Source organism: Mesorhizobium sp. SEMIA396, from assembly GCF_024518615.1.
Lineage (GTDB): Bacteria > Pseudomonadota > Alphaproteobacteria > Rhizobiales > Rhizobiaceae > Mesorhizobium.
On sequence record NZ_JANIFC010000026.1, the window covers coordinates 1 to 21,768 of the forward strand.

The window sequence follows — 21,768 nt, forward strand, 5'->3', positions numbered from 1 at the left end:
GGCAAAACCAAAATGGTCATCCGCATGGCGCTGGCGCGAAAACTCCTCGTCATTCTCAATGCAAAAGCACGCGATGCGCGCATGGAGTTCGCCAATGCAACTTGACACCACAGATAGTCGCTCATTGTCCTGCCGGACATTTCTCCCCGTATAGTGACGGGGAGAAAGACGCAGTCATCGGCGCTTTCGCCAATTTTCAAATAGGTGCCGAGGGCGCGGCTGCCCTCTTCTCCGTCACTATACGGGGAGAAGGTGCCGGCAGGCGGATGAGGGGCAGCGCCCGCCTTCGTCCTAAAGAGTACCACCCCTGTTCCACCCCCGACCCCGGTCGCCGAACATCACATAACCAGCATCCGTCACCGCCAGCGTGTCCTCCAGCTTGATGAAGCCGCGCGTCGGGTGGAGCATGGTCGTCTCCACCGATAGCACCATGTTCTTCTCCAGCGGCTTTGCCGCATAGGTGCCTTCATAGGTCACCGGGTGGTTGGTCATCAGGAACGGCGCCTCGTGCGTGATCAGGCCCATGCCATGGGCGAAGAAATCCGTGTAGGCCGCGACCTTCGAAGCCTTCAGCACGCCCTCGGCATGGGAAATCATGTCGCCGCCCAGCGTGCCCGCTTTGACTTTTGAGAAGGCCGCCTGCTGCACCGTCTCGACCTCGGCCAGCAGATCTTCCAGTTCGGCATCCGGTTCCCCGAGAATGCCCATCCGGCAGAGGTCGCCGATATAGCCGTGAAAGTTGCCGCCGGAATCGATTGACAGCACCTCGCCTTTTTTCCACGCCTGCGGCGAGGCGGCGCGGTTGTGGCTGGAGCCCAGCGTCAGCAGGCAATATTCGAAATGGATGCCGCGATTGGTTTCCTCGCGCCGCAGCTGTTCGATGATCTCGCCCTTGGTCGTGCCTTCGCGCGCCCAGGCTATGGTCGCCAGCATGGAATCGGTGATCAGTTCAGAGGCCGTGCGCAGCTTCTCCAGTTCGGCATCGGTCTTGATGGCGCGCATGCGCTCCAGCATGTCGGTCGCATCGATCAGCCTGGCGTCCGGCAACGCCTTGCGGATCAGCGTATAGGCGTCCGACGGCAGGAAGCCGGGCTCGATGCCGATGCGCGCGCCCGCCTTGCCGATCTTCTGCAGATGCTCGACCGCAAGGTTGGCGGCGTCGAGCGTGCCCCAGCAGGCGGCGTGCAGCGTCGGCGTCCAGAACGGGTTGTTCTGATGCTCGCCGCCCTCCATGCGGTTGCCGATATAGGCGGCATGGTCCGGCCCGCCTTTCTCGTACACGACAATCGGCAGGTAACGGCTGTGGCCGATCGCATCCATGGCGGCGAAGAAGATGAACTTGTAGCCGCCCAGCAGATATTGCGTGTTGTGCTTGGAGGTGGCGAGCAGCACATCGATGCCGGCCTCCTCCATCAGCCGGTCGACCCTTGCCTGGTCGAACGGGATATTGCCGACCGCATTCTTGCCCGGAGCAATGTTCATCTCTCTCTCCCTGAATAGCCGGATCGCCGCTGTTCCGCTCCCGATCCCTTGGCAGCGGTCAAATCTGCACCACTTTGCCCGTTCTGGTCCAGCCAGAAACAGATGAAATGTCGCCTCTCTATGACTCCGCGCTGTCATTCGTCGCATATTCAACCAATCTGGTCCTACCAGAATGATCAAATTGAGCCACGCCCTCCAAACTGGTCCAGCGGACGAAAATTTCAAAGCCAAGCGAGGATGCGCCAATTCCGTCTCTGGCGAAACCCTCGGCAAGGCTCATAATCGCCGCCGCAAGGATGCCGGTGGGCTTGCCGGCGTCCGAGGGGTTGGCGCACCCGACCGGGTCGCGGAGAGGACGGAGTTCGATCATGTCAGGTTTCACGATTTCCAGACGCACGATGCTTGCCGGCTCGGCAATGCTGCTGGCCTCCACCGCAATGCCGGCACCGGGCTGGGCGCAGACGCCAAAGAAGGGCGGGCGACTGGTGCTTGCCGCCGATTCCGAACCGCGCAACCTCAACCCGGCGATCGTCGCCTCCAACGGCGTGTTCTTCATCTCCAGCAAGATCGTCGAAACGCTGGCCGAAGCCTCCTTCGACGGCAAAGACGGTCTCGCGCCACGGCTGGCGCTGAGCTGGGAAGGTGCCGCCGACGGGCTCTCGGCGACGTTCAAACTGCGCGACGGCGTCAAATGGCATGACGGCAAGCCGTTCACCTCGGCCGACGTCGCCTTCTCGGCGCTGCAGATCTGGAAGCCGCTGCAGAATCTCGGCCGCACCGTATTCAAGGATCTGGCCAGCGTCGACACCCCCGACGATCTCACCGCCGTGTTCAAATTCGCCAAGCCGACGCCGTTCCAGCTGATCCGCAACGCGCTGCCGGCGCTGAGCAGTGTGGTGCCGAAGCACATCTATGAGGTCGGCAAGATCGAGGACAACCCGGCCAACAACGCGCCCATCGGCACCGGACCGTTCAAATTCGGCGAGTACAAGGCCGGCCAATATTACCGGCTGACCAAAAACGCCGACTACTGGGGCAAGGACGAGCCCTATCTCGACGAGATCATCTATCAAGTGCTGCCGGATCGCACGTCAGCGGCGAGCGCGCTGGAGGCCGAGGAGATCCAGCTCGCAGCCTTTTCCGCCGTGCCGCTGGCCGACCTCGACCGCATCTCCAAGGTGCCGGGCCTGAAGGTGATCTCCAAGGGTTACGAAGGGCTGACCTATCAGCTCGTCGTCGAGATCAACCATCGCCGCAAGGAACTGGCCGACCTGAAAGTGCGGCAGGCGATCGCGCATGCCATCGACAAGGATTTCGTCGTCAAGACGGTGTTCCTCGGCTATGCCGCGACAGCCACCGGTCCGGTGCCGAAGAACGATCCGCAATTCTACACCGCCGACGTGCCGACCTATGCCTTCGACGTCGCCAAGGCCAACGCGCTGCTCGACGAGGCTGGCTACAAGAAAGGCGCCGACGGCAACCGCTTTTCGCTCAAGCTGCTGCCTGCGCCCTATTTCAACGAGACCAAGCAGTTCGGCGACTATCTGCGCCAGGCGCTCGCCGCCATCGGCATCGATGCTCAGCTGGTCAACAACGACTCGGCCGCGCACATCAAGGCGGTCTACACCGACCACGCCTTCGACCTCGCTGTCGGCCCGCCGGTGTTCCGCGGCGACCCGGCGATCTCGACCACCATCCTGGTGCAGAGCGGCATTCCGGACGGCGTGCCGTTCTCCAACCAGGGCGGCTACAAGAACGACGCGCTCGATGCGCTCATCGCCAAGGCATCGGAGACGCTCGATACATCAGCCCGCACCGACCTCTACAAGGAATTCCAGAAGGAGGTGGCCACCGACCTGCCGCTGATCAACGTCGCCGAATGGAGTTTTATCAGCGTCGCGCGCGACACCGTCGGCAACATCGCCAACAACCCGCGCTGGGCGGTGTCGAACTGGGCGGACACGTATTTGGAATCGTGACAGAATTGCGCGGATGAGAGTTCGCGAAATCAGCGTAGGCGTTGAGCCCTACGAGGCCCCCCTCTGTCCTGCCGGACATCTCCCCCTCAAGGGGGGAGATTGGCTGGCCGCACCGTCGGCTGATTTTCCTGCAGCGTCGAACATTGGCGAAACCATAAATGACTTCCGATCTCCCCCCTTGAGGGGGAGATGTCCGGCAGGACAGAGGGGGGCGCTCAGGCGCGACATCTCTCTTGGGCGACTCAGTGCCAAGCCTCCCACGCCCCCATGACCCGCGCCCTCACGCTCATCCGCCGTCGCCTTGTCGGCAGCGTCTTCGTGCTGCTGATCGTCGTCGTCGGCACCTTCCTGCTGCTCGAAGCTGCCCCCGGCGATGCGGTCGATGCCTATATCGTCTCGACCGGTGGCGACGCCGGCATGATCGAATTGTTGCGACATCGCTGGGGCCTCGACCAGTCGGAGCTGACGCGGCTCGCCAATTACCTCTGGGCGCTGTTGCATCTCGATCTCGGCCAGTCGGTGACCTTCTCCAGGCCGATCCGCGACGTCATCCTCGAACGCCTGCCCAACACGCTGCTGTTGATGGTCAGCGCCACCGCGCTCTCCTTCGGGCTCGGCTCGGCACTCGGCATCTACGCCGGCGCACAGCCGGGCAGCTTCCGCGACCGCTTCCTGTCGATCGGCTCGCTAGCGCTCTATGCAGTGCCGGGTTTCTGGCTCGGCCTGGTGCTGATCGTCGTCTTTGCCGTCGACCTGCGCTGGCTGCCGATCGGCGGCATCGAAACCCTGGCCTCTGACAAGACCGGTCTTGACCGCGCCGCCGACATCGCCGTCCATCTCGCCCTGCCCGTTTCCGCCCTCGGCTTCATCTACCTGGCGCTCTATCTGCGCATGATGCGCGCCGGCATGGCCGAGGTCTGGCGGCAGGATTTCGTCCTGGCCGCACGCGCCAAAGGATTGTCACGCCGCCGCATCGTGCTCGCCCACGTCGCCCGCAATGCACTGCTGCCGCTGATCACCATGCTCGGCCTGCAGTCGGCGCAGATGCTCGGCGGCAGCGTCGTCATCGAGAGCGTTTTTTCCGTGCCCGGCCTCGGCCGGCTGGCGCAGGAGGCGGTCGCCTCCCGCGACACGCCGCTTCTGCTCGGCATTATCCTCACCAGCGCAGTCCTGGTCCTTGTCATCAATTTGCTCGTCGACATCGCCTACGCCTTCCTCGATCCGCGCGTAGGCGCCAGCGAGGCCGGCGCATGAGCCCGCTCCGCCGCTTTCTGCGCACGCCCGAGGCGGTCGCCGGCGCCATGCTCCTGGCGGCGCTGATCGCTATGGCGCTGTCGGCGCCGCTGCTGTTCCCCGGCGACCCGCAGGCCATCGCCGGCCCGGCGCTGCTGCCGCCGTTCCAGGACTGGTCGCTGCCGCTCGGCACCGACCGGCTTGGCCGCGACGTGCTGGCCGAGCTTTTTCATGGCGCCCGCACATCGCTGGCTGTCGGGCTCGCGGCCGCGGCCGCCGCACTTGTCGTCGGCGCCGTGGTCGGCACGTTGGCCGGCTTTGCCGGCGGCCTCGTCGACGAGGTGCTGATGCGCATCACCGACGCCTTCCAGACCGTGCCGAGCTTCCTGCTGGCACTGGCCTTCGTCAGCGTCGTCGGACCGTCGCTCGGCGTCGTCGTGATTGCCATCGCGCTCGGCACCTGGACCGGACCAGCCCGGGTCGCCCGCGCGGAAGTCCTCTCCATTCGCGAACGCGATTATGTCGCCGGGGCCAGGGTCATCGGCATGCACCCGCTGGCGATCGCCTTTCGCGAGGTGCTGCCCAATGCCCTGCCGCCGGTGCTGGCGATGTCGTCGGTGATCGTCGCCGCCGCGATCCTCACCGAAGCGGCGTTGTCGTTCCTCGGCCTGGGCGACCCCAACCGGGTCACCTGGGGCGGAATGATCGCCGAAGGCCGCGCTGTCCTGCGTACCGCGCCCTTCCTGTCGATTGTCCCGGGCATAGCGCTGGTGCTGACCGTGCTCGGCGTCTATCTCGCCGGCGAAGGCATTGTCGAGACGACAGCGGTCAGGAGAGACCTGTCGTGACCACGCTCGCTTCGATCCGCGACCTGACGGTGACCTACCGGCGTGACGGCAATGAGGTGGCAGCGCTGAGGAGTGTAGGCCTCGATATTGCCAATGGCGAACGCCTCGCCATCATCGGCGAAAGCGGTTCAGGCAAAAGCACGCTGGCACTGGCGATTGCCGGGCTGTTGCCTGCGTCCGCCAAGGTTGATGGGCGGATCGATTGGTTCTTACATCCGCCGTTGGGCGCCAAGGCGCCCCCCTCTGTCCTGCCGGACATCTCCCCCTCAAGGGGGGAGATTGGCAGTTCCCCCGCAGGCCCTCTTTCTGCATCTCTGGCGATGGGCGAAAGTGGAGACAAGGGCGTAATCTCCCCTCTTGAGGGGGAGATGTCCGGCAGGACAGAGGGGGGCCTCGTAAGGCGCAAAGTCCGAAAGTCTTCCCTCAAACAGAGCTACATCCCCCGCCTCGGCCGCGACATCGGCTTCGTCTTCCAGGACCCCTCCGCCAGCCTCGATCCTGTCATGACCATCGGCAAGCAAATCGCCGAAGTAGCGCGCACGCATCTCGGCCTCACCTGGTCCCAGTCCTATGCCAAGGCCAAAAGCCTGCTGGAGCGCGTCCGCCTGCCGGACCCGGACTCAGCCTTGCGCGCCTTCCCGCATCAGCTTTCCGGCGGCCAGAAGCAGCGTGTGGCGATCGCCGCAGCCATTGCGGCCGGTCCGAAATTGCTGATCGCCGACGAAGCGACCAGCGCGCTCGATACCATCGTACAGGCCGAGATCGTCGCCTTGATCCGACGCCTGGTGACCGAGGACGGCATGACGCTGCTGTTCATCAGCCATGACATCGCGCTGGCGGCCGATCTTGCCGACCGCATCGCCGTTTTCCGTCATGGCCAGTTGGTCGAGCTTGGCATGACGGCGCAGATTGTCGGCGCCCCGGCCCAGCCCTATACGCGTGCATTGCTCGACGCCCATATAGGCCTCGACACCAGGCCGTTGCTGGACCGAGCCGGGCTCCACGCATGAGCCTGCTGGCGGTGTCCAACCTGACCAAGCGCTACCGTCGCGGCGACAAGACTATCGCTGCCGTCGACGATGTCTCCTTTCACATCGACCCCGGTGAGACGCTGGCGTTGGCGGGACCTTCCGGCAGCGGCAAGTCGACGATCGCGCGGTTGGTGCTGCGATTGATCGAGCCGGACGCCGGGCGCATCGACTTCGAGGGCAGTGATTTCCTGGCCTTGAGCGGCGCCAAGCTGCGTGCACGCCGCGCACGCCTGCAAATGGTGTTCCAGGATCCATTGGCCGCCTTCAACCCGCGCGCCACGGTGGCGCGTGTGCTCGACGATCCCTTGCGCATCCATGGCATCGCCTCCCCCGCCGAGCGGCCGCGCCGCATCGCCGCCTTGCTGGAGCGCGTCGGGCTGACGGCTGATCTCGCCCCACGCGCCATCCACGAAATCTCCGGCGGCCAGCGGCAGCGCGTCGCCATTGCGCGCGCCATCGCCACAAAGCCGTCGCTGATCGTGCTCGACGAGGCGGTGTCGGCGCTCGACGTCTCCGTGCGCGGAGAGATCCTCGAGCTTTTGCTCGACCTGCAACGCCAGGAAAAGATCGCCTATCTCTTCATTTCACATGATCTCGGCGTCATCAGGTCGGTCGCCCACCGCGTCATCCTTCTCGATGCCGGGCGGATTGCCGAAAGTGGCGATGCCCAAACCGTCATCGACGCACCGCAATCGGCCATCGGCAAGGCGCTGGTGGCGGCAGCACCGAGATTGAACCGGACTCTGATGCGGCTGGCGTCGGCCGGCCTCGATTGAGACCCGGCCGCCGCCAGCCGTTCGCTCAATAGCCGACGGTGAAGCGCTGCCTGATGTGGGCCGGCTTCTCGATCTCGTCAACCATGACGATCGCATAGTCCTCGAAGGAAATGCTGCTGCCCTTATCGGAGGCGAGAAGTGTATCCTTGCCGAGGCGGAATTTGCCGGTGCGCTCGCCAGGCACGAACATGGCGGATGGCGACAGGAACGTCCAATCGAGGTCGTCGACCGTCTTCAATCTGTCCAGGAAGTCGGCGCCCTTCTGCGCTTCGGCCTTGTAGATATCAGGAAATTGAGGCGTGTCGACCAACCGCTTGCCCGGTGCGACTTCGAGACTGCCGGCGCCGCCGACGATCAGATAGCGCTTCACGCCGGAGGCGCGCACCGCCTCGATCAGCGTATCGGCATCGCTGTCCAGGAAATGCACGGAGCTGATCACCGCGTCATGGCCGCGGATCAGGTCGGCGAGACCTTGTCTGTCGAAGACATCGCCCTTCCTCGCCGTCACGCCCGGAAGCGCGGCGATCTTTTCCGGGTTGCGCGCAATGCCGGTGACGGTGTGGCCGCGATCGGAGAGTTCCCTGAGAAGGCGTGAACCGACGGCGCCCGATGCACCAATGAGAGCGACTTTTGCCATGTCTGTTTCCTTATTCTTGTTGGGGTCTGGAGGATGGGATCACGCCGCCGCGATATGGGCGACGAGATTGTCGAAGCTGCCGAACAGCGCGTTCGAACCGATGAGCCGGGGCGCATCATTGCGGATGACCGAGAGCGAAGGCACGCCATCGGCATGCAGGCGCTGGAACAGCGCACGGCCACGGCCAACCAGATCGCGGTGAGCCGTCAGCAATGTTTCGGTCGGCGCCTTGAGCATTTCGGCGGCGTCCGCCATGCCGGCGGCGGCGAGCACCTCGGCCACACCGCCGATCGTCACGACATCGCGTCCTTCTACATAGCGCGCATGCTGGATCGTCTTCAGCACCGCAAGCCGGCGGCTGGGATCTTCCAGGCCAGCGGCACTGATGCCGAGTGTGGCGGCATGTGAATCGAGCAGGGTCCCACGGACATTGAGGACATTGTGCCGGTAGGCCGGCGTGAAGGATTGTCCGGTCAGGCGCTCGATGCGCTGGTCGTTCGCCCAGGCATGCGCCGCAAAGCCTTCATCCATCGGACGCGCGCCGGCGCCGGAAAACAGGCCGGTCGGCAGCAGTTCGACGTTCAGGCCGGCGGCCGACAACCGGTCGAGCATCGGAGTGGCGCCATAGCACCAGCCGCAGAGCGGATCGAAAAGATAGGTCACTTCTGAATTGCTCATAGTCGCTGCCATTCCTGCCCGGCCACCGGACTCGTCGAGGCCGTCGCTCATATGTGGCAGACGGCAGCCTTGCGATAAATGGCGCCCAATTATACAAACTGTCTGATCTGATCATACAAAGGGCAGCCAGCTTGGCCGAACTTCTGAACCTCAATCGGCTCGCCTACTTCACCACGGTCATGGAAACCGGCTCATTCACCGCCGCGGCCGACCGGCTTGGCGTCGCCAAGGCCGTGGTCAGCCATCAGATCGGCAAGCTCGAAGAGGAGCTGGGCGCAACGCTGCTGCAGCGCACGACCCGGCGTGTCACGCCGACCGAAGAGGGCCGCCTCTTCTATGACCGCGCGATGATCATCCTGCGCGAAGCGGAGGCGGCCTATGGCGAAATCTCGCGCGGAGCCGTCGAACCGAGCGGAACGCTGAGGCTGACGGCGCCACTCGACTACGGCACCAAGATCGTGGCTCCGGTCATGGCCGCCTATCTCAGAACCTACCCGCATATGCGCGTCGAGGCGATCTTCGACGACGCCGTCAGCAATCTGGTGGACGAGCAGATCGATCTCGGCATCCGCGTCGGCTGGCTCACCGATTCCTCGAACCAGGCGCGGCGCCTGGGGACGATCCGGCAGATCGTGGTGGCGAGCCCTGGCTTCGCGGCGAGCCTGCCGCCCGACGTGACGCCGCGCCAGGCAAGATCGCTGGCCTGGGTCGGCAACACCCAGTTGCGAGGCATCGGCCAATGGCTGTTTTCCAGGGACACTGAGACGGTGCTGACCGAACTCAATCCGGTCATCATGTGCGACAAGAGCCCCGCCGCCCTGGCTTGCGTGCTCGTCGGCATCGGGCTCGGCGTCTTTCCGGATTATAGCGTCAGCGACGATATCGCCGAGGGGCGGCTGGTGCCGGTGTTTGCCGACTGGAGCCTGCCGTCAGGCGGCATCCACGCGGTCTTTCCGCCGGCCCGGTTCCGGCCCGCCAAGGTGCGCACCTTCGTCGATCTGCTCGCGGCGGCCGAGAGACGGCGATCGCGCGGTGTTGCCGCGGCTTGAAGCCGATGGCGGTCAGCGGGCCTCTTGCAGGATCATCTCGGCTGCCTTTTCCGCGATCATGACGACCGGCGAGTTGGTGTTGCCTGAGACGATTGTCGGCATGATCGAGGCATCGACCACGCGCAGCCCGCCAAGCCCGTGAACACGCAGGCCGTCGTCGACCACCGCCATCGTATCCGAACCCATCTTGCAGGTGCCGACGGGGTGGAAGATCGTCGTGCCTATATCGCCGGCCTTGCGGATGAGCTCTTCATCGCTGTTATACTGCGTGCCGGGCAGCATCTCTTCCGGCGCAAAGCGCGCCACCGCCCGGGCCTTCATCAGGCTGCGGACATGGCGCAACGACGCGACGGCCACGCTGCGGTCTCCCTCGGTGGAAAGATAGTTCGGGCGGATCTTCGCCGCCTCCCGCGCGTCGGATGAACCCATATGTACGGTGCCCCGGCTTTCGGGGCGCAGATTGCAGACCGAGACGGTGACCGCGGGAAAGCGATGCAGCGGCTCGCCCAGACGGTCGGTGCTCAGCGGCTGCACATGGTATTCGAGATCGGGGGTTGCGAGACGCGGATCGCTCCTGGCGAAGATGCCGAGCTGGCTCGGCGCCATCGACAGCGGCCCGCTGCGCTTGAGCGCGTATTCCAGCCCCATCGACGCACGGCTGACCAGATTGTGGTAGCGCTGGTTGAGCGTGGCGGTGTTGGCGACCTTGAAGACGGTGCGGATCTGCAAATGGTCCTGCAGATTTTCTCCAACGCCCGGCAAGGCGTGACGAACATCCACGCCGATGCTCGAAAGCAGGTCGGGGCGGCCCACCCCCGACAGCTCGAGCAGCTTCGGCGAGTTGATGGCGCCGGCCGCAAGGATCGTCTGTCCAGCGCGGACCTGGTGCAGGCGGCCGCCTTGGCGGAAAACCAATCCGGTGACGCGCCGGCCGTCGAATTCGAGCCGTTCGGTCTCCGCGCCGAGCACCACGCGCAGGTTCTTGCGCCCCGCTATACCACGCAGGAACGCCTTCGACGTGTTCCAGCGCACGCCCTTCCTTTGGTTGACCTCGAAATAGCCCGAGCCTTCATTGGTGCCGGTGTTGAAGTCTTCGGTGCGCGGAATGCCGAGTTCCTCGGCCGCGTCCCGGAAGGCGTCAAGGATCGGCCATGAAAGCCGCTGCCGTTCGACCCGCCACTCGCCGCCGCTCCCGTGCATGGCGCCTTTGCCGCCGTGATAGTCTTCCGATTTGAGGAAATAGGGCAACACGTCATCCCAGCCCCAGTCGGCATTGCCGGCCTGACGCCAGCCATCGTAGTCGGCTGCCTGGCCGCGCATGTAGATCATGCCGTTAATCGATGAACAGCCGCCAAGCACCTTGCCGCGCGGATAGTTGAGGCTGCGTCCATTGAGACCGGCTTCCGGCTCGGTCTTCATCATCCAGTCGGTGCGCGGGTTGCCCATGCAGAAGAGATAGCCGATCGGGATATCGACCCAGTGATAGCGGTCGCTGCCCCCGGCCTCGAGCAGCAGCACATTGTTGCGCGGATCGGCGGAGAGCCGGTTGGCGAGCACGCAGCCGGCGGAACCGGCGCCGACGATGACGTAATCGTAATTGCCGAACGGGGACGGTGGATCTTCGGTCACGTGCGCGCCTGCTGTCCGGCGATGCGCTCCCACATCGGGGTCATCGCCTGGTTGATCTCGCCGTACAGTCGATACCGTCCCGCATATGCATCGGCAACCGCCTCGTTGGGTACAAAATGTCGGGCGGCCGCCGTCATGGCGGCGGCACCTGCGCTGTAGTCCGCGAAAATGCCGACGCCGGTGCCCGCCGCGATCGCCGCTCCCAGCGCGCCGGTTTCGCGGCTGCGCGCCACGGTGACGGGCACGCCGAGCACATCGGCGAATATCTGCGGCCAGACGCTGCTGCGCGAGCCCCCGCCCGACAGCACCACCTGGTCGAAATCAGCGCCCGCTCTGTGCAAGGTCTCGACATGGCGCTTATGCTCGAAGGCAACGCCCTCGAACAGCGCACGCAGCAGATGGGCTCGGCTGTGCCAGCCGGCGATGCCATAGAAGCCTGCGCGCGCATGGCCATTCTGCTGCGAGCCGTAAAGGAAGGGATGATAGATCGGGATGTCGCTGTTCGGATCGACGGACGCCACCAGTTCGCTGCACAATTCGAACGGCGACTTGCCGGCTTCGCCACCATGTTCGAGGAATTCGCGAACGATCCATTCGAGATTGGCGGCCGAGGTGGCACTGGATTCGATCGCCAGATAGCGCTGGCGGTCGAAAGTCGACAGCATGAAGATCGAAGGGTCGCGGATCGGTTCGTCGGTAATGACCTGGTTGATGCTCCAGGTCCCTGCGATAACCGATGCGGCGCCGGTTCTGGTCACGCCCGAACCGACCGCGCTGGCGACGACATCGAACAGCCCGGCGACGACCGGCGTGCCGGCGCGCAGTCCCGTCAGGGCCGCCACCTCCGCGCTCACATGACCGGCAATGTCGGCCGATTCCAGCACTGGCGGCAGCAGGTCCATGCAATCGCCGAGCCCATAGGCGGCAAGCAGGTCCGGCTCGTAGCGGCGGTCCTGCATCTGCAGCAGGCCGCAGCCCGACATGTCTGAAGTGTCGCTGCTGCGCGCACCAGTCAGGCGGTTGACGACGAAATCCTTGCACAGGAACACAGTTCCGATACTGGCGAACAAAGCCGGCGAAAAGCGCTTGAGCCAGGCAAGCAAGGTAGGCGTCTGCGCCGCCCACGGCCGTTGCAGGCAATGTGCATAGGTGCGGCCGCCGACATTCTGTTTTGCCCATTCGGCGACGATGTCGACCGCGCGTGTGTCGAGCGACTGGATGCCGATCAATGGCGCGCCCGTGCGATCGAGCGCGTAGAGCCCGTTGCCATGACCGGCGCAGCCGATGGCGACTATCTCGCCGGCGTCGATGCCGGCTTCAGCGATGCATTGGCCGATGACCGAAACCGCGTTGCGCCAGAGTTCGTCGAGATCGCGTTCGACATGCCCGGGCTTTGGCATGGACGAGCGGCCGTCACGGGCGGCGAATGCCAGTTCGCGGCCGGACAAGTCGAAGAGGATGGCCTTGATGACGGTGTTGCCGGCATCGAGGCCGAGGATGTAGCTTGCCATTGGCGCCTCCCGAGGCCGCAGCCTATGCCTGGTTGTACAGATCCCAGGCCACGCCGCCATCGGCATCGTCATGAATGATCGCCATCAGCCCGCGCACGACAGCGCTCGGGTTGGCATGCTGGTAGATGTTGCGGCCATAGACCATGCCAAGCGCACCCTGTGCCATCAAGGCGGCCGACTTGTCGAACACGGCACGCAGATCCTCCTTGCCGCCGCCGCGCACCAGCACCGGGCAGCGCGCCGCCTCGACGACGCGGTGGAAGTCGTTGGGATCGGTGGTCGGATCGGCCTTGACGATATCGGCACCCATTTCACGGGCAAGCCGGGTCAAGGTGACGATCTTTTCGGCATCGCCGTCGACCATGTAGCCGCCATGCTCAGTGACCGGCAGCATGGCCAGCGGCTCGATCATCAGCGGCAGGCCGTATTTCTCGCAATCGGCGCGCACGCGGGCGATGTTCTGCACGCATTGCCGGAACAGGTCGGGTTCGTCGGGCAGCATGAACAGATTGACCACGACGCAAGCCGCATCCATCTCGATGGCGCCAAGCAAGGGCTCGGCTTCATTCTGCAGCACCGCCCACATCGCCCGGTGGCGTATCCTGTTATAGGGATTGCCCATGTCGATGCGCATCACCAGCGCCGGCTTGTCCTTGCCAGGCACGGCCTGCAGCAGATCGGCCTGGCCGTAGTTCATCTGGATGGCGTCGGGGCCGGCCTTGACCAGCTGATTGACCACACCGGCCATGTCTTCCAGCCCGGCAAGGAAGCTCGGCTCGTTGCAGACACCGTGATCGATGGCTACGTCGAGGCAGCGGCCGCCACCGAACAGCCGGTTCATGCGGACTTTCTTGTTTATGCGCATAGGGCGCTCCTTTGATGCGTCTGGAGATCGATGCCGTGCCGGTCGGCCAGCAAGGCGAGGAAGGTCGAGCGCTCGGTGGCGGCCTCGCTGGCGCTCCAGCCCTTGTGCGCCGCCAGCATGTCGAGAACGGCGTTGATGAGGTCGAAACTGAGACCGCCCGAAATGGCGATGGTGGTGCGGCGCAGGAACAGGTCGGCAAGGCACTCGATCTGTTCGCGCTCGATGATGCGCCCGATTTCGCTTGCCGAATAGTCCGACTGCGGCAGCATCTGTTCGCCCGCGGGGTGCGAAACGAAATCCCTGGCCGACGTGCCATAGCGCTGCAGAAGTGTGCGCGCGCGCTCGACCGGCAGGCCATGCTCGGCGGCGAATGACGCGCACCAGGCGTCCGGATCGGCGGGGAAATCGCGGCCGCCACCGATGGCCATGTCCTGCGTGCCCTTGCCGCGCGCGAGGCCGAGCCGCTTCAACGCCATATCTGCGGCCAGCGCTCCAAACGAACGGAAGGTGGTCCACTTGCCGCCGATCATGCACAGTGTCGCCGGCAGATGCCCGGCCGGTTCGACGAACTCGCAAAAATGATCGCGCGGTATGCGGCTGGTAAAACTGTCCTCGCTGGCGGGCAACGGGCGCACGCCGGCGAAGCGGAACACGATCTGGTTTTCCGTGATCTTGATCGAGGGGAAGACGAAAGCGAGCGACTGCAAGATGTAGCGCTGCTCGTCCTCCTCGCAACGGACCTGGTCCGGATCGTCCACCCGGATGTCGGTCGAGCCGATCAGCACCTTGCCTAGATATGGAAACAGGATGCAGATGCGCCCGTCCTCGTTCTCATAGTAGACCATATGGCCGCCGAGCGCGTCGAACAGTTCGCCGTTGTCGACGATCAGATGCGAGCCCTTGGTACCGCCCATCATCGTCTGCGCCGTTGCCCCGATGGCCTTGTTGGTCAGGTCGATCCAGCCGCCGGTGGCGTTGATGACCAGTTGCGGCCGCACCGGCAGCTCTTCGCCGGTCAGCGTGTCGGTGATGACAAGGCCATCGCCTGTCGACGACACCTGCGCATAGTTCAAGACGCGGGCATTCGTCGCGCTCGCCATGGCGTCCAGCAGCATCTCCAGGCCGAGGCGCTCGGGCCGGCTCACCCAGGCGTCGTAGTAGGTCGCCGAATTGCGGATCGCCGGGTTGATCGCCGGCCATGTCTTCAGGGTTTCAGCGCGGCCCCTGAACCGGTGCGTTGGCATCAAACGCCGTGCAGCGGTGAAAAGGTCATACATGGCAAGCCCGGCCTTGATGACCAGCGCCCCGCGCCGGCTCGGCCGCCGCGTCAACCCCAGGAAACGCACCGCACCGTTGGCGAGACCGGAGAAAATGTCGAAGATCGGCACCGTCGTCGGCAGCGGAGCCACATAGTGCGGGGCATTCCTCAGCAGCCGGTCGCGTTCGAGCAGCGATTCGCGCACCAGTTTGAATTCGCCGTTTTCGAGGTAGCGCAGGCCGCCATGCACCATGCGCGACAGGGCGGCGCTGGCGCCGCTGCAATAGTCGCCCTTTTCCGCCAGCACGACATCGACGCCTTGCAGGGCCAGTTCGCGAAAGACGCTGATGCCGTTGATGCCGCCACCGATGACGAGCACGGCGATATCAGGCCGGTCGCGCAGACCAGCGATTGTATGACTACGGTTCATCGGGGCTGTTGCCTTTTTGCTCAGGCATCCATCGCGGTGAGATGCGCGGCTGCCGCGGCGTCGATTGCCGCTAGCTCGCTTGCCGCAAGCGTGATCTCGCCGGCCCGTGCATTGTCGAGCGCCTGTTCGGGATTGCGCGCGCCGCACAGGGCGAAGGTGATGCCCGGCTGGGCGAGCGTCCAGGCGATGACGATCTGCGCCGTCGACGCCTGGTGGCTCTCGGAGATCGGGGCGATTGCCTCTTTCAGCTTTGCGACTTTCTGCCGGTTGGCCGTGGAAAAGCGTGGGTTGTCCTTGCGCTGGTCGTCGCCGCCGAATGTGCGCTCTGGGTCGACCGTGCCGGTAAGCAGCCCCAGCGCCAGCGACGAGTAGCTGAGGGTGGCAATGTCATGGCGGCGGGTGATCGGCAGCAGGCTGCTCTCGATGTCGCGGTCGATCATCGAATAGCGCTCCTGGATCGCATCGAGCTGGCCGGCATCGATATACTGGCCAAGATCCTCGGCGCTGATGTTGCTGGCGCCAATGGCGCGGATCTTGCCGGCTGCCTTGAGCTTTTCCAATACCGCCATCGTCTCGGCGATCGGCGTCGTCGGGTCCTGCCAATGGGTGATGTAGAGGTCGATATGATCGGTGCCCAGACGGCGCAGGCTCTGCTCGATCTCATAGGCGATGCCGTCGGCGCCGAGATAGCGATGCACAGGCTTGCCGTCCTGATCGAAGAAATGGCCGCCCTTGCCCGAATGCCAGTTCAGCCCGCATTTGGTCGCGATCACCACCTTGTCGCGCTTGCCCTTGATGGCGGTGCCCACGATCGCCTCGCTGCGGCCAAGACCGTAGGCCGGCGCTGTGTCGATCAGGCTGAGGCCGGCATCGATCGAGGCTTCGATCGCCCTGACCGACTCCTTCTCGTCGGTGCCGCCCCACATCCACCCGCCAATCGCCCAGGTGCCCAGGCCTACGGCCGACGCCGATATGCCGGACTTGCCGATCTGCCGCTGGATCTGTCGAGAATTCATGCTACCTCCTGTTCGGCCAGCTCGAGGATCTGGAGCCCCGTGGCCTCGTCCGTGACGATGGTGTCGAGATGGTTGCCGCGCAGGGCGGCGAGGATCGGCGCGACCTTGCTGGGGCCGCTTGCAATGCCGATCGAGCGCGGGATGGTCGCGAACTCGTCAAGCGTCAACGAGACCAGCGAACGGTTGAGCGAGTAGTTGCAAAGCTTGCCCTGGCGGTCGATGAGATGAGCGAGCAGCTCGCCTGTCGCCCCGGACTTCTCGATCGCCTGGCGATCGGCATTCGAGGACGGATGCAGGTCGTAGTAGCTGGAATCGTCGGTCAGGATGGAGCCGACACCCACCACCGCGACATCCGCCTCGCGCGCCTTGCGAAACACGTCGGCGACGGAGCTGATGCCCATCAGCATTTCGCGCTGCTGCGCGGTGTCGGCAAACAGCGGCGCATGGATCTGGTAGGCGCGGCCGCCGAGCTTGTCGGCCATCAGCGAGGCGACGTGGTTGACGTCGGTGTAGTGCTTGCCCTGCACCAGGCCGGTTGCGGGAATGATCTCGACGTCGTATCGGCGCCCCGGCTTGAGACCGGCGACCAGCGCGCTGACGCCCTTGCCGCCGGTGATCGAGATCGTGTCGCCGTCCTTGATGGTGTCGAGCAGCAGCCCAGCCGCCGCCTCGCCGACCCGCTGCAGGGCCGTGTGCGGATTCTCGGAGACCGACGGCACCACCATCGCCCGCTCGATGCCGCCCAGCGCAACCAGCCGTGCTTCCAGGTCGACCAGATGGTCGATCGGCGACTTGATCTTGATCTCGACGAGGCCGAGCTGGTGGCCGCGCTTGATCAGCCGGTTGACCGTCGCGTGCGAGATGCCGAGTTCCCCGGCGATCTCGGCCTGGGTCTTGCCTTCGACGTAATGCAGGACAAGCGCCTGGTGCATTTGACGAACAGCGGCGATGTCGTCGCGGGTGTTGGGAGGGGCCATGGTCTTGCTGCGGTGCCTTTAGAGTTCAGGACTTCTTGCGGTGCAGGAAGTGATCGATCGATACGGCTGCGAGCAGGATGCATCCCTTGATCATGTCCTGCCAATAGACCGAGACATCGAGCAGGATAAGCGAGCTCGTCACCACCGACAGCAACGCCATGCCGAGGATCGCTCCGAAGATGGTGCCCGAGCCACCATTGAGCGAGGCGCCGCCGATGACGGCCGCGGCGATGATGTTGAGTTCCATGCCGGCGCCGAAGGTCGGTGTCGCCGCGCCGAAGCGCGCCATGTAGATGACACCGGCCAGTCCGGCCAGCGTCGAGCACAGCACCGTGACCCAGAACTTCACCTGATTGGTCCGGATGCCGGAGAACTGCGCGGCCTTCTCGTTGGAGCCGGTGTAGAAAACCTTGCGGAAGGCCGTGGCGCGACGCAGCAGGAAGTCGAAGATGGCCACCACGACGATGAAGATCAGGATGACATAGGGGATGTTGTTGAAACTGCCCTGGCCTATGGCCTTGAAGGCCGGCGGCAGGGTGAACAGCGACAGCGGCGTGCCCTTGGTGACCACCAGGCACATGCCGCGCACGATGACCATGGCCGCCAGCGACGTGATGAAATGATTGAGGCCGATCACGGTCACGAAGAAGCCCATCGCCGCGCCGATCAGCGCGCTGACGCCGATGCCGATCAGGCTTGCCGTCCAGGGATCGAGGCCGGCAAGGAACAGCGCACCCGAGACCACCATCGAGAAACACACGACCGAGCCGACGGAAAGGTCGATGCCGCCGACGATGAGCAGGATCGTCATTCCGACGACGACGATGCCTTCGATGGAAAAGCTCATCAGCATGGCGCGGAAATTGCCCCATGTCAGGAAGTGCGGCGAGGCGAAGCTCATGGCGATGCACAGCGCCAGGATGATGACGATCAGCCCGGCCTCGCGCATCGAGGCGAGCTGAGCGAAATTGATGCGCCGCCCGGCGGCCTTGATCTCGGCGTGCACGAGCGCTTCTCCTGATTCCCTAGGCGACATTCTGGGCCTGCCTTTGATTTGAACTGTCTTGAACGCCCGAGGCGAGCATGATGATGGCTTCCTCGCCGAGCTCGCTGGCGGCGAGTTCGCCGGCGATCCTGCCTTCGCGCACCACGACAACGCGGTCGCACAGACCGATCAGCTCCGGCAGCTCCGACGAGATGACGATGACGCCGACACCGCTGCCGGCCAGCTGGCGCAGCAGCCGGTGGATCTCGACCTTGGCGCCGACATCGATGCCGCGTGTCGGCTCGTCCATGATGATGACCTTGGGATCGACGGACAGCTGCCTGGCGATGGCGACCTTCTGCTGGTTGCCGCCGCTCAGCGTCGAGACGGCGGCCTCAATGCCAGCCATGCGCACGCCGAGCCTGCCGGTCAACTCCTTCGCCTGACGATCCTCGGCCTTACGATTGAGCAAGCCGAGTGGCCCGGTGAGCCGGCCGAGGTCGAGCGCGGAGATGTTCGCTGCGATCGGCAGATCGAGGAACACGCCGGAGCCTTTCCGGTCCTCAGAGAGATAGACCAGCCCCGCCTTGACCGCATCGCCATAGCTGCGCAACCGCAGCTGCTTTCCGTCGAGCACGACGGTTCCTGACGTCATTGGCCTGAGGCCACAGACCGTTTGCGCGATCTCGCTGCGGCCGGCCCCGATGAGGCCGCCTATGCCGAGAATTTCGCCAGCGCGAAGCTGCAGATCGACGTCGGCGAAGCGGCGGCCATCGGAAAGCCCCTCGACCGCGAGAAGCAGGCGCCCCGGCTGTTGCGGCGCCAGCTTGTCGGGATAGAGCTGGGTGATTTCGCGGCCCACCATCTTGCGCACGACATCGTCAGGTGAAACGGCGGCGACCTGATCGGTCGCCACGTACCGGCCGTCGCGGAAGACGGTGACGCGGTCGCACAGCGAGAATATCTCGGCCATGCGGTGGCTGATATAGACCACCGAAATGCCCCGCTCCTTGAGCCCGCGCACGATCGAGAACAGGCGTTGCGCTTCGCTTTCGGTGAGTGCCGCGGTCGGCTCGTCAAGCATCAACACCTTGCAGTCGAGCGTCAGCGCCTTGGCGATCTCGACAAGCTGCTGGTTGGAAATGGAGAGGTCGGCGACCCTGGTGCGCACCGGAATGGGCGCGAGCAGGTCCATGACCTTCTGGGCGTCGGAATAGAGCTTTTGGAAATTCATCAGCGGCGCGCGCCGGCTGTTGATCGCGGCCATGTAGATGTTTTCGGCAACCGTCGCGTCCTGACAGAGCGCGATCTCCTGGTGGACAAGCGCAATGCCGAGACGTTGCGCGGCTGCGGGCGAGTGGATCGAAATGCGCTCACCATCGATCAGGATGTCGCCCTCGTCGGGCTGCAATACACCGGCGATCATGTTCATCAGCGTCGACTTGCCGGCGCCGTTCTCTCCGCACAGTGCATGGATTTCGCCGCGCCGCAGCTCGAACCGTACGTCGCTCAGCGCCTTGACCGGGCCGAATGCCTTGGACAGGCCACGGATTTCAAGAATGGGCGCCTGGGTCACGCCGTGCTCCTGCGATGAACCTGCGGGGGAGGAAGGAGGCCGAAGCCTCCTTCCCGGTTAATCCGGCCATGCCGAGGCCGGGCGGCGAGATCGGGACTATTCCTCGATGCCCTTGGTACCGCGACGCTTGAGGTACTTGTCCCAGTAGAAGTCGTCCGCATTGTCCTTGGAGACAATGGAGAAGCCATTGTCGACGAAGGGCACGCTCATCGGGTTGAAACCCGAACGCTTGGCGTCGTTCATCGGATCGATCAGGCCGGGATGCTTGGCCATCCACAACAGCATGAAGCCCATATAGCCCTGCATGCCCTGGTTTGGATTGACCGAGCCGAAGATCTCGCCGGCCTTGATCATGTCGAGGATCTTGGCATTGACGTCGGCGAGCATGACGCGGATCTTGCCACCGCCTTCCTTGGCGGCCTGGGCAGCGCCGATGGCCGAGTTGGCCTCCGGCATGAACACGGCGCCAAGATCAGGATGCGCCTGCGCCAGGCTCAGAACCGCCTGATAGGCCTTGGTGGGATCCTGGTTCGAAGCGGCGCGGCCGACGAGCTTCATGTCAGGCCATTTGGCTTCCATGCGGGCAACGAACGCGTGGACGCGCTTGTCGTGGTTGTCCTGGCCGGGATTCTCCAGCACCGCATATTCGCCCTTGCCGTCCATCGCCTTGGCAACGGCGTCGGCGGCATAGGTGCCTTCGGCATTGTTGTCGGAGGTGATGTAGGAGACGCGCTTGGAATTCGGCGAGTCGGCGGCGAAGGTCACCACCGCGGTGCCCTGTTCGATGGCGCGGTTGATCGGCTCGATGAACGGATCGGAGTTCATCGGATGCACCAATATGCCGGCCGGCTTCTGCGCCAGCGCTTGGTCGAAGGTCGCGATCTGCTTGTTGACGTCGTATTCCGGCGTACCCGTATAGGCGGTCTCGCAGCCGAACTGCTGGCCGGCCTGCTTGAACATTTCATAGACCGGGAACCAGTATTCGACGCCCGAGACCATGACGTTCATGACATATTTTTCACCCGGCTCGCATTTGAACGGGTTTGGGGTTTCGGCGCGTACCTGCATCGACCCAAAGCAGGTCGATGCAGCCGCCGCGATTGCGAGCGTGCTCAGAAATTTGCGCAAGTTTCCTCCCTTGGCCGAAGCCATCCTCAATGACCGTCGCAGGCGCTCAGCGAGCGCTGCCGTATGGATTTGATGATGCCAACCTTCCTCCGAAAGCCGACGATCGGGACATTACAGCCTCGGCGCACGTTGTCAATATAATTCACATACTGAAATATATTTCACAACCTACTTCCGGGGAGTCTACGCTCCGGTCGACGAAGCTGGTCGCAGGCCGCCAAGGTGCCGTACGGGCCAGGCAAGGCCTTTCCGGCCTTTTTGGCCGCGAACCGGGGAGTGTGGTTGGAGTATCTGCACCCAGGAGTTCGCGCGGTGCCCTCCCGCCGGCCGCGTCTTATCACGTGAAGCCCAGATCTTGTTTGATAAGCATCTGCTCCGAGCGCGGCGTGACGCTCTCCATGTCGCTTGGCCAAGAAGTCTGCTGCTTCGTCGGCTTACAGCAGCCTTGACCACCCGGAGTATTCCGAGAACCTTCGACTGTCCCCCGAATGCGAACGGCCCGCCGGCATTGTTCCAGGCGGATTGTTTGCTTACCGAAGTTTGGTTGGGGAGAGGATTTGAGTTTTCTGTCTTGCGGCTTGGGCTTGGCCTGCTTGGGGGCGCCTGATGACGGGTTAAACGCCGGCACCAGGGCAAAAAACAAAAGAGCCCGCACGAGGCGGGCTGTTTGTTTAGTGAGG

20 protein-coding genes and 1 pseudogene are annotated in these 21,768 nt (G+C 64.2%); 7 read left to right on the forward strand and 14 right to left on the reverse strand.

What is annotated here, in order from left to right; translation table 11 throughout:
- Positions 1 to 105, forward strand: a pseudogene (locus tag NP503_RS32855) (IS110 family transposase); the annotation flags it as partial.
- A gap of 186 nt (positions 106 to 291) precedes the next feature.
- On the opposite strand, the gene NP503_RS32860 reads toward NP503_RS32855, so the two are convergent.
- Positions 292 to 1,482 (reverse strand): Xaa-Pro peptidase family protein, encoded by a 1,191-nt coding sequence (locus NP503_RS32860; protein ID WP_127272737.1) that lies wholly within the window; start codon positions 1,480 to 1,482, stop codon positions 292 to 294.
- A gap of 118 nt (positions 1,483 to 1,600) precedes the next feature.
- Entirely contained in the window at positions 1,601 to 1,852 is a 252-nt protein-coding gene (locus tag NP503_RS32865) for a hypothetical protein (protein WP_127270857.1), read from the reverse strand.
- On the opposite strand from NP503_RS32865, the gene NP503_RS32870 reads away from it, so the two are divergent.
- The 5 genes from NP503_RS32870 (at position 1,851) to NP503_RS32890 (ending at position 7,349) form a co-directional block, all read left to right on the forward strand.
- Entirely contained in the window at positions 1,851 to 3,461 is a 1,611-nt protein-coding gene (locus NP503_RS32870) for an ABC transporter substrate-binding protein (protein ID WP_127272738.1), read from the forward strand. The two genes, NP503_RS32865 and NP503_RS32870, sit on opposite strands and share 2 nt — an antisense overlap.
- A gap of 267 nt (positions 3,462 to 3,728) precedes the next feature.
- On the forward strand, positions 3,729 to 4,715 hold the full coding sequence (locus NP503_RS32875) for an ABC transporter permease (RefSeq protein WP_127277159.1): 987 nt from the start codon (positions 3,729 to 3,731) through the stop codon (positions 4,713 to 4,715).
- The gene (locus NP503_RS32880) at positions 4,712 to 5,542 is read left to right on the forward strand and encodes an ABC transporter permease (protein ID WP_127270539.1); all 831 of its coding nucleotides are present in this window, start codon (positions 4,712 to 4,714) and stop codon (positions 5,540 to 5,542) included. The genes NP503_RS32875 and NP503_RS32880 overlap by 4 nt, the downstream gene beginning before the upstream one ends.
- Positions 5,539 to 6,552, forward strand: coding sequence for an ABC transporter ATP-binding protein (locus NP503_RS32885; protein ID WP_236383551.1), 1,014 nt, complete (start codon positions 5,539 to 5,541; stop codon positions 6,550 to 6,552). The genes NP503_RS32880 and NP503_RS32885 overlap by 4 nt, the downstream gene beginning before the upstream one ends.
- Complete coding sequence (locus NP503_RS32890; RefSeq protein WP_127270537.1) at positions 6,549 to 7,349, forward strand: ATP-binding cassette domain-containing protein; 801 nt, start codon at positions 6,549 to 6,551, stop codon at positions 7,347 to 7,349. The genes NP503_RS32885 and NP503_RS32890 overlap by 4 nt, the downstream gene beginning before the upstream one ends.
- A 25-nt stretch (positions 7,350 to 7,374) precedes the next feature.
- On the opposite strand, the gene NP503_RS32895 is transcribed toward NP503_RS32890, so the two are convergent.
- Together NP503_RS32895 and NP503_RS32900 are read right to left on the reverse strand one after the other, a co-directional pair.
- Entirely contained in the window at positions 7,375 to 7,986 is a 612-nt protein-coding gene (locus NP503_RS32895; RefSeq protein WP_127270535.1) for an NAD(P)-dependent oxidoreductase, read from the reverse strand.
- Positions 7,987 to 8,025: 39 nt separating this feature from the next.
- A complete protein-coding gene (locus NP503_RS32900) occupies positions 8,026 to 8,664 on the reverse strand; it encodes a DsbA family protein (protein WP_127272424.1) in 639 nt (212 codons plus the stop codon).
- A 131-nt stretch (positions 8,665 to 8,795) separates the two neighbouring features.
- Between NP503_RS32900 and NP503_RS32905 the strand changes: the two genes are divergently transcribed.
- Positions 8,796 to 9,713 carry a LysR family transcriptional regulator gene (locus tag NP503_RS32905; RefSeq protein WP_127269586.1) on the forward strand — a complete coding sequence of 306 codons (918 nt, stop codon included), beginning with the start codon at positions 8,796 to 8,798 and terminating at the stop codon, positions 9,711 to 9,713.
- Between the two features lie 12 nt (positions 9,714 to 9,725).
- Here NP503_RS32905 and NP503_RS32910 read toward each other — a convergent pair whose 3' ends face one another.
- From NP503_RS32910 to NP503_RS32955, 10 genes are all read right to left on the reverse strand, one after another.
- Positions 9,726 to 11,342: a GMC family oxidoreductase gene (locus NP503_RS32910; protein ID WP_127269585.1), complete on the reverse strand. Its 1,617-nt coding sequence runs from the start codon at positions 11,340 to 11,342 to the stop codon at positions 9,726 to 9,728.
- A complete protein-coding gene (locus NP503_RS32915) occupies positions 11,339 to 12,853 on the reverse strand; it encodes an FGGY-family carbohydrate kinase (RefSeq protein ID WP_127272425.1) in 1,515 nt (504 codons plus the stop codon). The genes NP503_RS32910 and NP503_RS32915 overlap by 4 nt, the downstream gene beginning before the upstream one ends.
- Before the next feature lie 22 nt (positions 12,854 to 12,875).
- On the reverse strand, positions 12,876 to 13,718 hold the full coding sequence (locus NP503_RS32920) for a class I fructose-bisphosphate aldolase (RefSeq protein WP_127270631.1): 843 nt from the start codon (positions 13,716 to 13,718) through the stop codon (positions 12,876 to 12,878).
- The gene (locus tag NP503_RS32925) at positions 13,709 to 15,406 is read right to left on the reverse strand and encodes a glycerol-3-phosphate dehydrogenase/oxidase (protein ID WP_127270632.1); all 1,698 of its coding nucleotides are present in this window, start codon (positions 15,404 to 15,406) and stop codon (positions 13,709 to 13,711) included. The genes NP503_RS32920 and NP503_RS32925 overlap by 10 nt, the downstream gene beginning before the upstream one ends.
- A gap of 20 nt (positions 15,407 to 15,426) precedes the next feature.
- A complete protein-coding gene (locus NP503_RS32930) occupies positions 15,427 to 16,422 on the reverse strand; it encodes an aldo/keto reductase (protein ID WP_127272426.1) in 996 nt (331 codons plus the stop codon).
- Entirely contained in the window at positions 16,419 to 17,399 is a 981-nt protein-coding gene (locus tag NP503_RS32935) for a sugar-binding transcriptional regulator (RefSeq protein ID WP_127271366.1), read from the reverse strand. The genes NP503_RS32930 and NP503_RS32935 overlap by 4 nt, the downstream gene beginning before the upstream one ends.
- 25 nt (positions 17,400 to 17,424) lie before the next feature.
- Positions 17,425 to 18,348: an ABC transporter permease gene (locus NP503_RS32940; RefSeq protein ID WP_236383556.1), complete on the reverse strand. Its 924-nt coding sequence runs from the start codon at positions 18,346 to 18,348 to the stop codon at positions 17,425 to 17,427.
- A 76-nt stretch (positions 18,349 to 18,424) separates the two neighbouring features.
- Positions 18,425 to 19,960, reverse strand: coding sequence for a sugar ABC transporter ATP-binding protein (locus NP503_RS32945; RefSeq protein WP_127273207.1), 1,536 nt, complete (start codon positions 19,958 to 19,960; stop codon positions 18,425 to 18,427).
- 96 nt (positions 19,961 to 20,056) lie between these two features.
- Entirely contained in the window at positions 20,057 to 21,088 is a 1,032-nt protein-coding gene (locus NP503_RS32950) for a substrate-binding domain-containing protein (protein ID WP_127270832.1), read from the reverse strand.
- Positions 21,089 to 21,425: 337 nt separating this feature from the next.
- Positions 21,426 to 21,768: hypothetical protein (locus NP503_RS32955; RefSeq protein ID WP_206520378.1), on the reverse strand; the 343-nt coding region annotated here is incomplete at its 5' end.